The sequence below is a fragment of the Halarchaeum acidiphilum MH1-52-1 genome, from assembly GCF_000474235.1.
GTDB lineage: Archaea > Halobacteriota > Halobacteria > Halobacteriales > Halobacteriaceae > Halarchaeum > Halarchaeum acidiphilum.
Map to the genome: position 1 here is coordinate 16959 of NZ_BATA01000005.1, position 14699 is coordinate 31657.

12 protein-coding genes and 4 pseudogenes are annotated in these 14699 nt (G+C 67.5%); 10 read left to right on the plus strand and 6 right to left on the minus strand.

Going from position 1 to position 14699, the window contains the following annotated elements; all coding sequences use genetic code 11:
- Positions 1-3 precede the first annotated feature (3 nt).
- Positions 4-132: a hypothetical protein gene (locus tag AOZ13_RS15195; protein WP_020221933.1), complete on the minus strand. Its 129-nt coding sequence runs from the start codon at positions 130-132 to the stop codon at positions 4-6.
- Between the two features lie 177 nt (positions 133-309).
- Between AOZ13_RS15195 and AOZ13_RS01760 the strand changes: the two genes are divergently transcribed.
- From AOZ13_RS01760 to AOZ13_RS14705, 7 genes and pseudogenes are all read left to right on the plus strand, one after another.
- Positions 310-1257, plus strand: a complete 948-nt coding sequence (locus tag AOZ13_RS01760) for a transcription initiation factor IIB (RefSeq protein ID WP_021779641.1) — start codon at positions 310-312, stop codon at positions 1255-1257.
- A 52-nt stretch (positions 1258-1309) separates the two neighbouring features.
- The gene (locus AOZ13_RS01765; RefSeq protein WP_021779642.1) at positions 1310-1738 is read left to right on the plus strand and encodes a hypothetical protein; all 429 of its coding nucleotides are present in this window, start codon (positions 1310-1312) and stop codon (positions 1736-1738) included.
- 95 nt (positions 1739-1833) lie between these two features.
- Entirely contained in the window at positions 1834-3069 is a 1236-nt protein-coding gene (locus AOZ13_RS01770) for a glycosyltransferase (RefSeq protein WP_021779643.1), read from the plus strand.
- Positions 3070-3105: 36 nt separating this feature from the next.
- Positions 3106-3258, plus strand: a pseudogene (locus tag AOZ13_RS15375) (DUF6735 family protein); the annotation flags it as partial.
- A gap of 58 nt (positions 3259-3316) precedes the next feature.
- On the plus strand, positions 3317-4078 hold the full coding sequence (locus AOZ13_RS01775) for an alpha/beta fold hydrolase (protein WP_021779644.1): 762 nt from the start codon (positions 3317-3319) through the stop codon (positions 4076-4078).
- Positions 4079-4175: 97 nt separating this feature from the next.
- Positions 4176-5365, plus strand: a pseudogene (locus tag AOZ13_RS01780) (ABC transporter substrate-binding protein).
- A 50-nt stretch (positions 5366-5415) separates the two neighbouring features.
- A pseudogene (locus tag AOZ13_RS14705) lies at positions 5416-5574 on the plus strand (RNA-guided endonuclease TnpB family protein); the annotation flags it as partial.
- A gap of 13 nt (positions 5575-5587) precedes the next feature.
- Here AOZ13_RS14705 and AOZ13_RS01785 read toward each other — a convergent pair.
- The 4 genes from AOZ13_RS01785 to AOZ13_RS01800 form a co-directional block, all read right to left on the minus strand.
- A complete protein-coding gene (locus AOZ13_RS01785; protein ID WP_020221291.1) occupies positions 5588-6583 on the minus strand; it encodes a ribonucleotide-diphosphate reductase subunit beta in 996 nt (331 codons plus the stop codon).
- 5 nt (positions 6584-6588) lie between these two features.
- On the minus strand, positions 6589-9099 hold the full coding sequence (locus AOZ13_RS01790) for a ribonucleoside-diphosphate reductase subunit alpha (RefSeq protein WP_020221292.1): 2511 nt from the start codon (positions 9097-9099) through the stop codon (positions 6589-6591).
- Between the two features lie 198 nt (positions 9100-9297).
- Positions 9298-9639 (minus strand): PadR family transcriptional regulator, encoded by a 342-nt coding sequence (locus AOZ13_RS01795; protein WP_021779647.1) that lies wholly within the window; start codon positions 9637-9639, stop codon positions 9298-9300.
- 200 nt (positions 9640-9839) lie between these two features.
- Positions 9840-10211 (minus strand): response regulator, encoded by a 372-nt coding sequence (locus AOZ13_RS01800; RefSeq protein WP_020221294.1) that lies wholly within the window; start codon positions 10209-10211, stop codon positions 9840-9842.
- Positions 10212-10517: 306 nt separating this feature from the next.
- Between AOZ13_RS01800 and AOZ13_RS01805 the strand changes: the two are divergent.
- Both AOZ13_RS01805 and AOZ13_RS01810 read left to right on the plus strand, forming a co-directional pair.
- A pseudogene (locus AOZ13_RS01805) lies at positions 10518-11488 on the plus strand (phosphoadenosine phosphosulfate reductase family protein).
- 37 nt (positions 11489-11525) lie between these two features.
- Positions 11526-11738, plus strand: coding sequence for a hypothetical protein (locus AOZ13_RS01810; RefSeq protein ID WP_049933695.1), 213 nt, complete (start codon positions 11526-11528; stop codon positions 11736-11738).
- 11 nt (positions 11739-11749) lie between these two features.
- On the opposite strand, the gene AOZ13_RS01815 is transcribed toward AOZ13_RS01810, so the two are convergent.
- Positions 11750-11965, minus strand: a complete 216-nt coding sequence (locus AOZ13_RS01815; RefSeq protein WP_021779650.1) for a hypothetical protein — start codon at positions 11963-11965, stop codon at positions 11750-11752.
- A 118-nt stretch (positions 11966-12083) separates the two neighbouring features.
- Here AOZ13_RS01815 and AOZ13_RS01820 point away from each other — a divergent pair, with 118 nt between their 5' ends.
- A complete protein-coding gene (locus AOZ13_RS01820; RefSeq protein ID WP_020221515.1) occupies positions 12084-14687 on the plus strand; it encodes a beta strand repeat-containing protein in 2604 nt (867 codons plus the stop codon).
- Positions 14688-14699: the final 12 nt, after the last annotated feature.

The window sequence follows — 14699 nt, forward strand, 5'->3', positions numbered from 1 at the left end:
GCGTCAGGAGACGAACGCGATTCCGTCGTCGACTGTCGGGTGACAGTCGGCACAGACGTATCCGTCGAAGTCGACGTCGGTGTATTTCCAGATCTGTCGTGGCGAGCCACCGCAGCGGTCACACGTGGGCATCGCGGTTCGTGGGTTCGTCGTTGTGACCCATAGTCGTTGCGTTCGGATCGGCGTCCGCCGGTGATATCCCGTGCCAATACATCGCACGTATCCGATTCTCACGTCGTGGGAACCGGGTCGCGATACTATGTGGCAGGGGTGTCTCGCCTCAGATACGCGAGCGTTGGGTGACCTACGATGCAAGCAACGACCACGGCCGTCGGCCGAGAACGCGAAGCGAACGAGACGACCACCGAGCGCACGGACGCCTGTCCGGAGTGTGGGGCCGCGCTCGAACGCGACGACGCGCGCGGCGAGGTGTCCTGTCGCGAGTGCGGACTCATCGTCGACGAGGACGTCGTCGATCGCGGCCCGGAGTGGCGTTCGTTCAACGACGGCGGCGACGAGAGTCGCTCGCGCGTCGGCGCCCCGACCACGAACCTGATGCACGATAAGGGGCTGAGTTCCGTCATCGGTTGGCAGGACAAGGACGCCTACGGGAAGCGACTCAGCGGGCGGAAACGCCGTCAGCTCGCCCGACTGCGTAAGTGGGACGAGCGCTTTCGCGCCCGCGACGACCAAGAGCGCAACCTCAAGCAGGCGCTCGGCGAGGTCGAGCGGATGACGAGCGCGCTCGGACTCCCCGAGAACGTCGGCGAGACCGCGGGCGTCGTCTACCGGCGCGCGCTCGACGAGGACCTCCTGCGCGGGCGTTCCATCGAGTCCGTCGCGACCGCGAGCGTCTACGCGGCCGCGCGACAGGCCGGCGTCCCGCGCAGCCTCGACGAAGTCGCGACCGTCTCGCGCGTCGATCGCCTCCGCGTCCAGCGCGCCTATCGGCAGGTGAGTCGCGAACTCGGTCTCGAAGTGCCGCCGACGGACCCCCGAGAGTACGTCGAGCGCTACGCGAGCGACCTCGACCTGCCGGGCGAGACGGCGCGACGCGCCCGTGAACTCCTCGACGGCGCCATCGAGGCGAACGTCCACAGCGGCAAGAGTCCGACGACGATGGCCGGCGCGGCCGTCTACGCCGCCGCGCGCCTCACCAACCACTCGGTGACGCAGGCCGAGGTGAGCGAGGTCGCGAACGTCGCGCGCGTCACCATCCGGTCGCGCTACAAGGAGCTTCTCGAAGCGCAGGAGTGATGCGCGAAATCCGAACCGGACCGCCTAACAGCGCCGCCGCCGAACGACGGGCATGGACCTCCGACCCGTCGCGTCGCGGCGCACCGCGGCGGCGGTCGCCGCCGTCGTCGTCGCCGCGTTCGGCTGCTACTTCGTCGTCGCGGCGCTCGTCCCCGACCTCTTCGGGACGTGGCCCCGACTCGGCGTCGCCGCCGTCGTCGCCGTCGCCGCGTGCTGTTTCGCCGTCAGTTTCGCCGCCCGAAGCCTCGGTGACGGCCCGTTCCCGTGGCGACTCGCCGACGCCGCCGTCGCCGCCATCTCCGCGCTCCTCCTCGTACAGGCGATCACGTTCGCCGTCGGAACGCCGCTGTCGCTCACCGCCGACGGCATCGTGCTCGCGTTCGTCCACCTCGTCCTCTGGACGGCGGCGCTGAGCACCGTCCTGCTCGTCGGGACCGCGCTACGCTCCGTCGGCGACGATCTCCCCGAGCCGTCGATGTAGCGCCCACCCACGCTCGCCGACGGGCGACACGTCGGACACGTCGCTCCCGCGGCCGCACCGTTCATATCACCCGCGCTCGAACGCTTTGGGAACCGATGCGTGCGTCCCCGTTCGCTCCGGACAGACTCATTGCCGGCGCGTTCGCCCTCGCGCTCGCCGTCGCCACCGTCGTCGTCCTCCACGGCGACGTCCATCCGTTCGTGGCGCACGTCCTGCGGCCGATCGCGTACGCCTCGCTGTGGGCCTTCCTCGGGATCTACGGCTTCGCGACGCTCTTCTGGACGTACGAGGTCCTCGAATCGTGGCGCTACTACGACCCCCCAGCGGCCGTCTCCGATCCCGAGAACTGTCAGGTACGCGTCCTCACGGTCGATGCGGAGGCCGTCGTTCAGAAGACCGTCGACGCGCTCCCGTGGAACGTCGCACCCGGCGACCGACACGTCATCGCCGAGGAACCACTCGACATCGATGGCGCGACCGTCCACGCCGTCCCCGACGAGTTCGAGTGCCGGGCCTCCGATAAAGGGCGCGCGCTGGAGTGGGCGCGCCGGAACGTCCCCTGCGATCGCGAGTTCGTCCTCTTCCTCGACGAGGACTCCCACGTTCGGCCGTTCGAGGGGTTCCCGGACGCGGACGTCGTCCAGTTCCGCGAGTGGCCCGAGTACACGGGATCGACGCTCTCGTTCTGGTGCGAACTCGTCCGCATCGGCTATCAGGCCGAACAGCGGGGCTTCGGTCTCCCCGAGGTCCCGCTGTACGCGTGGGGCGGCGGGATCGCCGTCCGCGCGACGATCGAGGACGAGGTGACGTGGGACTACCCGACGCTCATCGAGGACACCGTCTTCGTCTGGCGCGCCGTCCTCGAACACGACGCGGAGTACGTCGTCACCCCGGATCGCTTCCGGAATCAGGCCCCGCCGTCGATCCGCGAGCTGATCGGGCAGCGACGCCGCTGGCTCTCCGGCGGTCTCCGCGACGAACCGGTCCTCCCGCGGCACTACTGGGCGCTCTACGCCTTCCGGAACGTCACGTGGGCGTTCTCCCCCGTCGCGCCCCTCCTCCTCCTGATCGTCGGCTACCTCCCCGGCTCGATGCCCGGCGTCCACCTGTTCCACGTCCTCTCGTGGGGGATGTTCGTCTACGCGCTCGTCTGGTTCGTCCGCGGCTGGCGCTACTACGACGACATCGGACTCCACCACTGGCTCGCCGTCCCGCTCTACCCGCTCGTCATCGCCGTCCACTCGGTCGGCGCGGCGTGGGGTCTCGTCGACGAACCCGACACCTTTCGCTCGACCGAGAAGCGCCCGCAGGAGCGAGAACGCGACGCGTGAAGGCCGGGAGCCGGCCCGACGCGTCCCTTCACAGGCCATGGTGCGCTGCGCACGGTCGCGTGGCGCGACGGCGAGCCAGTTAACGACGAGTATGTGCGTGGGGAGTTCGACGCGCTCACAGCCGTCGTCGGCGACCGCCTTGATGCGGCGTCTTCGCGAGGGGCTTACCGCCCTCACCGCAGAGGCTAAACGCTACTGGCGCGTCGCCCACCACTTTCGTGTACCCCCCACCCCTTCGATCGGACGTATGCCCGCACATCCGGAGCTGTTCCGACGCCGCACCGACGTCCTCGCTGACGACCGCGGCTCGGGTCCCGCCGTCGTCTTCGCGCACGGGACGTTCATGGACCGGACGATGTTCGACCCGCAGGTGGCCGAGCTGACCCCGGACTACCGCTGTATCGCCTACGACTCCCGCGCGCGAACGGACGCCTACGTCGGCGACTACGACCTCGACGATCTGGCCGCCGACTGCGTCGAACTCATGGACGGCAAGGGGATCGACTCCTGCGTCCTCGTCGGCATGAGCGTGGGGGGCTTCACGGCGCTCCGGGTCGCGCTCGACTACCCCGACCGCATCGACGGTCTCGTCCTCATCGACGCGCCCGCCGGCCCGACGACCGACGCGGAGCGCGACGCCTACGAGCGCATCGTCACCGACCTCCGCGAGAGCGACCTCGTTCCGGGCACGCTCGCCCGACAGGTCGCGGAACGCGTCACGAGCGAGACCACCCGCGAGGAGAAACCCGAACTCCTCGAGGCGTGGGCGGAACGCTGGGAGACCTACCCCGGCGACGCCGTCGCGAACGAGTACGGCGCGTGGTACGAGAAGGACGGCGTCGAAGCGCGCCTCGACGAGATCGACGTCCCCGCGCTCGTCGTCCACGGCGAGGAGGACGTCTTCGACATCGAACGCGCCGAACGCACGGCCGACGGTCTCCCGGACGCGATCTCGTGCGCGTGCCCGAGGCCGGCCACCTCTCGAACCTCGAACGCCCGGCCGTCGTGAGCGACGCGCTCCGCACGTTCCTCGACGACGTGTGCGAGAGCTGACGGATCGGGACGGAACCGGAGGTGACTTATTGTTTTAGGGCGACCTAAAACATATGGCGGAACGAACGCGGACGCGACGCGACTACCTCGTCGGGACCGGCGCCCTCGTCGGCGGCGGGCTGCTCGCCGGTTGTAGCGGCGGGACGGACGGGGAATCGACGAGCACGACCGCGAGTACGACGACCGGGACCGGCGAGACGAGCACGACGAGCGAAGCGAGCGACGGCGGACCCCACGCCGTCTCGATGGCGCCGGTCGGCGACGTCACCTTCGAGTCCGTGCCCGAGACGTGGGTCGCGAGCAACGGCAGTTGGGCGGACATGGCGATCGCACTCGGGCGGGACGCCCCCGCGGCGCTCGTCACGCCGAATCGCTACCACACCGAGGTCTACGAGGAGTTCGACGGGATCGACGTGAACGCCGACGACGTCACGATGCTCTGGCCGAGCGGCGGTCTCGACAAAGAACTGTTCTACTCCGTCGGCGCCGACGTCCACGTCATCGATCCGAACTTCATCACGAGTCGCTCGGAGTGGACGCGATCGGACATCCGGCAGATCGCCGACGACGTCGGACCCTTCTTCGGGAACACCGGTTTCACGCACGCCTACGGGTGGCACGACGGATATCGGTACTACTCGCTCTACGAGGAGTTCGAGACGCTCGCGGCGGTCTTCCAGCAGCGCGAGCGCTACGAGGCGTTCGCGTCCCTCCACGAGTCGTTCCTCGACGACGTGCAGTCCCGCCTCCCGGCCGAGAGCGAGCGCCCGAGCATCGGCATCCTGATGACCACTTCGGCGGAGCGACGACGTTCTACCCCTATCCGATGAACGACGGGACGGCATACAAGCAGTACCGCGACCTCGGCGCGTCGAGCGCGCTCACCGCCGCCGGTATCGCGGACTTCTCCCAGTCCGGGAGCACCATCGACTACGAGGCGCTGCTCGACGCCGACCCGGACAAGCTCTTCCTCTGGGGCGGCACCGGTCAGTTCGAGCGAATGAGTCGGGACGAATTCGAGGACTCCGTACTCGCGTTCATGACGGACCACGAGACGGCGAGCGAGCTTACGGCCGTGCAGAACGGCGACGTCTATCGCGGCGGCGGACTCTATCAGGGACCGATCATCAACCTCGTCTGGACGGAGCGCGCCGCGTGGCAACTCTACCCCGACGAGTTCGACCGGGACGCGGAACTGTTCGATCGCGCGCGGGTCGAATCCATCGTCAGCGGGGCGTTCTGACGGCCGACGCGGTCGATCGGTCGGTCCGCCGACGTCACGAGTTGCTGGCAGTAGGGGCGGGACGCTCCGATTCAATGCCTGTGGAGACTGCACTCCCTGTGTCCACTCCGGTGGATGCAAAGCGCGTCGTGGAAGCAGGAAGCCCCGGGGTCGCTCGGAAGACGGAGTCTTCCGTGATGACGAGAGACGGAGTCTCTCGAACCACTTGACCCCGGGGTTTGTTCACCAGTCGAGGCTGCCGCCGGACTGGTACTCCGTGACCTTCGTCTCGAAGAAGTTCTTCTCCTTGTTCAGATCGACCTGCTCGCTCATCCACGGGAAGGGGTTGGGCGTCCCGTACTCCTCGTCCATGTCGAGCTGGCCGAGGCGGCGATCCGCGACGTACTCGACGTACTCCGCGAACTGCTCGGGACTCATGCCGAAGACCTCGTCGGGGCAGGCCTCGCGGGCGTAGATCTGTTCGAGGTTGACGGCTTCGGTGATCATCTCGCGGACCTCCGCCTCGAAGTCGTCCGTCCAGACACCGGGGTGCTCCGTACGGATCTGCCCGATGAGGTCGACGCCGAAGCCGACGTGGAGGGACTCGTCGCGCATGATGTACTCGAACTGCTGGCCGACGCCGACCATCTTGTTCTGGCGCTTCAGCCCGAGCATCATCGCGAAGCCGGCGTAGAAGAAGACGCCCTCCATGACGACGTAGAAGCCGACGAGGTCGCGAAGGAGTTCGCGGACGTCGTCCTCCGTGTCGAGGGTGAAGTCGGGGTCGTCGACGGCGCGCGTCAGGTCGACGACGTACTCGTCCTTCGCCTCGATGGCGGGGATGCGGTCGTACATCCCGTAGAGGTAGTCCGGCTCGAAGCCGAGGCTGTCGCAGCAGTAGATGAACGTGTCCGTGTGGATCGCCTCCTCGTAGGCCTGCCGGAGGAGGTACTGGCGACACTCGGGCGCGGTGACGTAGTCGTAGATGGCGAGGACGATGTTGTTCGCCGTCAGGGACTCGGCCGTCGAGAAGAACCCGAGGTTCCACTCGACGAGCCGGCGCTCGGCCTCGGAGAGTTCGTCGCCCTGCCACTGGGCGATGTCGTCCTGCATCGGGATCTCCTCGGGCACCCAGTTGTTGTTCACGCCGGCCTCGTAGTACTCGCGCGCCCAGTCGTAGTCGATGGGCAGGATCTTGTTCGGGTCGTGACCGTCGTCGTCGATGTTGAGGACAGACATGAGTTCTATTGGCAGGCGTCGCAGGTCGGATCCTCGACGGCGCAGAGTTCGGTTTCGCCGTCGGCGTCGCGGGCGCGTCCGCCGTCGGACCGGGTCTCCGACGCTCCTCGCGAACCGTCGGTTCCCTCACCGCCGTCCGCGGCGGCCTCCGCGTCGCTGCCGCGGTGTTGCGTCTTGCCGTACTCGTCCATGTCGAGGGTGGACTTCTCGATCTGGCTCGCCCCGAGCGTCCGCAGGTAGTAGGTGGACTTCACACCCATCTCCCACGCCCGCGTGTACACGTTATCGAGCAGGCTCCCGTCCGTGCTCGGGAAGAAGACGTTGTGCGAGACCGACTGGTCGATCCACGTCCCCCGGTGGGCGGTGAGGTCGAGTTGGTGGCGCGGATCGATCTCGAAGGCGCCCCGGTACAGCTCCTTCAGTTCGTCCGGGATCGCGTCGATCTCCTGAATCGAGCCGTCGTGGTACTTGATCCGCTCGCGGACCTCCTCGTTCCACAGATCGCGCTCCTTCAGGTCGGCGACGAGGCGGTCGTTGATGACGGTGAAGTCGCCGCTCATGTTCGACTTCACGTAGAGGTTCGAGTAGACCGGCTCGATGGAGGGCGAAGTGCCGTTGATCGTCGAGACGGTGGCGGTCGGCGCGATCGCCATCGTGTTCGAGTTGCGCATCCCGTGCTCCTCGATGGCCTCGCGGACGACGAACCAGTCCATCGTCTCCTCCCTGTCGGTCGGGATCTCGCGACCGCGCTCCTCCTCGAGGAGATCGACGGTGTCCTGCGGGAGGATCCCGCGATCCCACTTCGAGCCCTCGAAGGAGTCGTACGTGCCGCGCTCCCCGGCGAGTTCCGCGGATCCGAGGATGGCGTGGTAGGAGACGAACTCCTGCCAGCGATTCGCCTTCTCGATCGCCTCCTGTCCGTCCATCGCGATCCCGCACTCCATCAGCGCGGCGTGGAAGCCCATCGTCCCGAGCCCGATCGGTCGGTGGCGCATGTTGGAGCGCTCCGCGTTCTCCGTCGGGTAGAAGCAGAGATCGACGACGTTGTCGAGCATCCGCATCGCGGTCTCGATCGTATCGGCGAGGCGTTCGCGATCGAGTTCCGCGTTCTCGACGTGCGTCTCGTAGTTGACGCTCCCGAGGTTGCAGACCGCGGTCTCCTCTTGGCTCGTGTTCAGCGTGATCTCCGTGCAGAGGTTCGAGGAGTGGATCGTCCCCGCGTGATCCTGCGGCGAGCGGATGTTACAGGGGTCCTTGAACGTGATCCACGGGTGGCCGGTCTCGAACAGCCGAGTGAGGGTCTTGCGCCAGAGGTCCGCGGCGTCGACGACCTCGTACTCGTCGATCTCGCCGTTCTCGGCCTGCTCCTCGTAGCGCTCGTAGCGCTCGCGGAACTCGTCGCCGTACGTCTCGTGGAGTTCCGGCACCTCGTCCGGGGAGAAGAGCGTCCACGACTCGTCGTTCTGCACGCGCTCCATGAACAGATCCGGCACCCACGCGGCCGTGTTCATGTCGGGGGTGCGCCGGCGCTCGTCGCCCGTGTTCCGCTTCAGGTCGAGGAAGTCCGGGTAGTCGGCGTGCCACGCGGCGAGGTAGGCCGCGGCGGCGCCGCGACGCTTCCCGGAGCGGTTGATGGCGCCCGTCACGTCGTTCGAGATGCGGAGGAACGGGACGGTGCCGGTGGACTCGACGCCCGTCGAGGAGATGCGCGCGCCGGCCGCGCGGACGTTCGTCCAGTCGTTGCCGAGACCGCCCGACCACTTCGAGAGCTTCGCGTGCTCCTTGTACGCGTCGAAGATCCCCTCCAGATCGTCGGGGACGGTCGTGAGATAGCAGGAGGAGAGCTGCGGATGCGTCGTGCCCGCGTGGAAGAGCGTCGGCGAGGAGGGTGTGAACTCGAGTTTCGAGAGGACGCCGTAGAACTCCTCGGCGCGCTCATTCGGCTCGTCCTCCTCGAGGGCGAGACCCATCGCGACGCGCATCCAGAAGGCCTGCGGAAGCTCCATGCGCTCGTCGTCGGCGGTCTTGAGGAAGTAGCGCTGGTAGAGCGTGTCGAGCGCCATGTACTCGAACGTCTCGTCGCGCTCCGGTTCGAGGGCGTCGGCGAGGCGTTCGAGGTCGAAGTTCTCGACCATGCGCTCGTCGAGGATCTCGCGATCGACCATCTCGGCGACGTTCTCCCGGAACGTCTCTCGATACAGGCGGTCGCGTTCGAAGCCGGTGACGTCCTCGCCCGCGACCTCGCGGAAGTACTTCTGGAGGAAGACGTCGGCGGCGGCGCGCTTGTAGGCCGGATCGCGCTCGACGCGCGCGGTCAGCGCGTCGGTGGCGGCCTCGTAGATCTCCTCGGTGGAGGCCCCGTCGTAGAGGGCGTGGTCGGCCTCCGCGACGAGGTCCGCGAACGTTTCGTCTGTCAGGACGTCCCCGTCGCCCTCGCGGTCGAGCCGCGTCCGGGCGCGCTCGAGGACGGCGTGAACGGTGTCTCGTGGATCGTCGTGTGTCTGTGTCTGACTCATCGTAGCTGTTGACTGCTCTCGCTCGATCGACGGTGTCGCCACTGGGTAGGTGTCGCGCCGATCGAACGGTGATGTATCTGTCCGGCGGGACGGCCGCCCGCGGTGTCCTTGGGCCGTCTCCGGCGGTACTACGTGTTGTCTACCCGCGTTCGAATAAAGGTTTGCAAGTGACGTTGTAGAACTACAAGCGAAATTGAATTACGGTCCAGAGCGGGCGTTCAGCCACTCGCGACGCCGGTCGAGGGTCGTCCGCGCGAACGGCGTGATCCGGTACTCGTTCGCGCGGGCGTCGTCTCCGTCTCGCTTGTCCACGAACCCCGTCTCGACGAGGCGGTCGAGGTTCGCGTAGACGTGACTGTGATTGACCGTCTCCCCGTAGTACTCCTCGAGGAGCGTCTCGACTTCGAGTCCGTTGCACGGCTGGCACTCGGCGAGACGCCAGAGGAGATCGCGCTGGAACCCGGAGAGGTCCGCCATCGCGGCGTCGTGCTCGCGGCCGCCCGTCAGCGATCGGCTCGATATTGTGTCATCAGGTGGCATTGGCTGGGGAGGGCCGGCCGAGGCCGGCATCGAACGAACTGTTGTCGGCCGACCAAATGAATCTTGCAGTGGACAGCGTCGCGCGGACGGGCGCGGCGGTACGCTGTTGTGAGTGGCCGGGCGGCTAGTGCCGTCTCTCATCGCGCACAGTCAAGACACCGTAGTCGAGTCCCACGAGCGCGGATCCGCCTCTCGCGACCCTACGCGCCGATCTGCTCGCGAATCACGTCGGCGAGCGTGTCGACGCTCCCGGGTCCCTTTCGGACGAACGCCGCCGCGCCCGCCTCCTTCGCGTCGGCCGCCGCGCTCGGGTCGTCCACGCCCGTGAAGAAGACGACGGGGACGTCGGGGCGGCGCGAGCGCGCGTCGCGCAGGAGTTCGAGCGGGTCGTGTCCGGGCAGTCGGTAGTCGAGAACGAGGCAGTCGACGTCCGCGTCGTCGAGGCGTTCGAGCGCGTGCTCGCCGCTGGTCGTCGTCTCCACCGCGCAGTCGAGGTGCGAGCGCAACCGGAGTCCCACGACGTCCGCGAACTCCGGGTCGTCGTCGGCGTAGAGGACCGTCCGAGGCGTCATACCCCATTGACATGTACCGGTGGCTTCGCTGTTCCGGCCGAATCCGGAGGGAATCGCCGGAATTTCGGGGCGCGGACATCGCGAGCGGGACGCCACCGCGGTGCCCGAACGAATGACGTCGTACCGGAGCCGCTACGGCGCTGAAACGGCACGATCACGCGGTCTCACGCGCGCGTTCGATCGCGCGTGTGACGCGACGGCACGTTCGGAGTACCCGACAAGAACCGCCGGTTTCGCGGTCCACCGGTGAACGCTGACCGCACGCGCAACCCTTTAAGTCCGCCGCCGTTTATGGAGGACACAACGATGTCAGCGGACTTCCCGGACTACCTCGACGTCGACTACACCGACGGCGAAGGCGAGGACCCCGAGGACTACCCGAGCCTCGAGGACAAGATCGAGAAAGCCGTCGAGGTCGTGCGGACCGGTCTCGAAGAGTACGAGAACCCCGCGATCATGTGGACGGGTGGGAAGGACTCGACGCTCACCCTCTACTTCGTCAAGGAGGTCGCCGAGGAGTACGGCTACGAGATGCCGCCGGCGATCTTCATCGACCACTACCAGCACTTCGACGACCTGCTCGACTTCGCCGAGCGCTGGAGCGACGAGTGGGACTTCGAACTCATCTACGCCCGCAACGAGGACGTCGGCGACTACGTCGAGGCGAACGATCTCGAACCCGGCGACGACATCGAGATCAGCGAGCTCTCGGAGCACAACCAACACCACGTCCGGGACATCCTCGAGTACGAGGAGGACACCTTCCCCTTCCTCCTCGACACCTACGTCGGCAACCACCTCCTGAAGACCGTCGCGCTCAACGACGCCCTCGAGGAGTACGACGTCGACGGCATCTTCTCCGGGATCCGCTGGGACGAACAGGAGGCCCGCGCGGACGAGACGTTCTTCTCGCCCCGTCACGACCCGGACATCTACCCGCCCCACGACCGCATCCAGCCGATCCTCCAGTTCGACGAGGCCGCCGTCTGGGACGCCTTCTGGCACTACGTCGTCCCGGAGAGCGTCGATGAGTTCCCGGACGAGGGCTACGTGCCCCAGTCCTACGACGACCTCCCGAACGACCTCAGCCACGAGGACATCCCCGTCTCGCCGAAGTACTTCAAGGCTTCCGTTCGCTCGGCTCCGAGGTCAGCACCGACAAGGCCGCCGAGGAGCCCGCGTGGCTCCAGAACCTCGAGGAGACGACCGAACGCGCCGGCCGCGCTCAGGACAAGGAGGACCTCATGGAGCGCCTCCGCGATCTGGGCTACATGTAACGCGCGCGGGCTGACGACAATACTCTCACCGCTTTCGATGACCCAGACCGACGCGAACGAGCGCACGCTCTTCGAGGGTATCGGCCGCCCGGACGCGGTGCTGGGCGTCATCACCGTCCTCCTCGTCGCGACCGTCGTCGCGACCGCGATCGCACCCTACGCGGTGCTGCCGACGCTCGCCGTCGGCTGCCTCGGCTGCCTCGGCGTCATCGGCGAGGCGCTGTTCGTCCACCCGCCCGTCGAGGGCTGAGCCGACACTCGTCACTCCGACCTCGCGCGCGCCGGAACGCCCGTGACGAGCAGCGCGCCGGCGACGCACGCCACCGCGAGCGCGGCGACGACGACCGCCGCGCCCCCGTACGGACCCGGATACGTCCCGAACACCCCGCCGACGATCACCGCCGCCGCGACGGTGACGAGGCAGAGCCAACAGACGGCGGCGGCGACGGCCCGGACGAGGAAGTCGTGGTGCGACACGAGGTGGCCATTGGCGTGCGATCGGCAAAAACGGGCCGGTCCGAACGCCGAAGCCTTTTGCCCGCGAGCGCCCTATCCGTTGAAGACGTCCGACCGGTAGCGGCGTCGGGCAAGCGCGATGACGCGGGGTAGCAACAGCGTCGTGGGAACGATCCTCCTGACCGGCATCGTCGTGGTGACGGTCACGGTGAGCGGCGTCGCCGTGCTGGATCGCGCCTACGGCGGTGGCGGCGCGGCGAACGCCCCCATTGGCTCGGTGGATGTCACGGTGCACGACGGGAGCGTCACCGTTACGCGCTGTGGCGGCGAATCCCTCGACGGCGACGACCTCGTTGCCGTGCTACGCGGGTCGAACGGGACGAAGCGCGTCCCGTTCGCGAACGGATCGTGGACGGACGACGGCGACGGGGCCACCGGCTCGTTCTCACCGGGGATGACGTGGACGTACCCGTACGAGAACGAGAGCGAGACGGCTATCGGAGACCTGACCGAGAGCGACGTCTCCGTCGTCCACACGCCGTCGAACACCGCCCTCGACACGACGGAGTGCGGCGGGCGGGTGGCGACGACTACCACGACGGCCGTGACGACTACCACGACGACGAGCACGCCGTCCACGACCACTCCCACGCCGTCGGGCGGCGACGAATCGACGCCGCCGGTGTCGCTGAACGTCACGCTCGTCGATCGGAGCGGCCCGAACGACCGCGCGGCGTACGACGTGACGTACGCGCTCGACGCCGCGGAGGCGAATCGCACGGCGAACGTCTCCGTCGCGATCCGGAACGAGGCGACGGGCGCCGTGCGGAACGACACGGATCTCGCCGCGGCGGCGGGGACGAACCGCGTCTCGTACGACGCGTCGGACGCGGCCGGTGACAACTACACCGTCACCGTCCGCGCGCACGGGACGAGCGGGGACACGCTCGACACCGAGACCGTCACCGACGTCGCGGACGGCGTCGACTCGGACGACAACGGTACCGTCGAGCGCGCGGGCGAGCCGCTGCGGGCCGTCACGCTCGCCGACCGCACCGGGCCGGACGACGGCGCGGCGTACACGATCGGATACGAGGCGACGGACGCGGTCGCGAACGTGAGCGTCGCGCTCGTCGATACGGACGGCGAATGGACGCTCGACACGTCGAACGCGTCCGTTCCGTCGAGCGGGGCGGGAGCGATCACTGTCGACCCGGCCACCGACGCCGGGGGCGACGCCGTCAACGTCACCGTACACGCGTACGACGCGAGTGGCGATCGGATCGACGCGATGACGTACGTCGATGTCGCTGACGGTCGGGACACGCACGACACGTACAACGCGTCCCCGGCCGAACGCGTCGCGGGCGTCGCGATAACGGACCGGAGTGACGCCGACGCGAACCGGGCGAGTTACGCGGTCGACTACGAGTTCGGGGCGAGCGGCCTCCATAGCGTCGTCGCGTTCCACGATCTGGACGCCGGCACGACGACGATGGTCGTCGGCGACGGCGGGACGGCGACCTACCGCGAGAACGGAACGTACGGCGACGAGTACGCGATCACCGTCCTCGCGGTCACGTCGGACGGCGCCGTCGTGGACCACCGGACGGTTCGGGACACGGCCGCCGCGTCGAATCCGGGATTCGCGTATACGGACGTGGACGGGGACGGCGTTTACGACGCCGAGGACCGGAGAGTGAACGCGAGCGACCTCGCGGACGGCTACTCGTCCGACGAGCGCCTCGTCGTGCCGAAGAGCGTCTCCGTTAGCGTCGACCATTCGCTCTCCATCGCCGCGAGCGGGATCGACCTCCGCGGGACGATCGAGACCACGAACGAGAACGGCGATGTGACGCTCGATTCCAGAGGGCATTCGCTCGAAACCGACGGGGGGACGGTCCGGACGACCGGGCAAAAGGCGAGCCTCCATGTCGAGGCCGGCGGTGGTCACATCACCTTCCGGAACGCGACCGTCAGCACGGAGGGCAAAAACGCCGGAGTGGCCGTAACGAGTCGTGGTGGTGCGGTGAGTCTCCGAGACACGACCGTCAACACGACCGGACAGAAGGCGAGTCTCGAAATCACCGGGAAGCGGATAGCGGGGACGGACATCGCCGCAATGACGGACGGGAAGATCGCCGCGCTCACCATTGACGGGGAACAGACGGTCACACTCAATCGGACAGCCCTAGACACGGATGGACAGAAGGCCGACCTCTCCATCGAGAGTGACGGTGTCGATCTTCGGGGAGCGACGATCGACACCGACGGGAAGACCGCGGGACTCACGATCGACGGCCGGAACGGATCGGCTCGGCTCGGAAACGCGAACATCACCACGACCGGACGGAAAGCGGACGTCGAGATCAACGCTGGGGAGCAGATCGGACTCGGGAACGCGACGGTTATGACCGCCAGCAAAAATGCCGGAATCCGGATCGATGGGGACGCTCGGATCGATCTCAGAAACGGTACGCTCTCGACGACTGGCCAGAAAGCGGCTCTCACCGTCGAAGGCACCGGTGTCGACCTCCGGGATGGCTCACTCAGCACGAACGGAAAGAACGCCGGAATGACAATTGATGGACGGAACGGATCGGTTCGGCTCGAGAACGCGACGGTCACGACGGCTGGACAGAAGGCAGGTATCGATATCACCGGAAATACGATAGAAGGCCGCGACGCCGCGACCATCACCGCGAACGGAAGTAGTGCGAGTGTCGCCTTCCACGAAACCTGACGGACCCGAGCA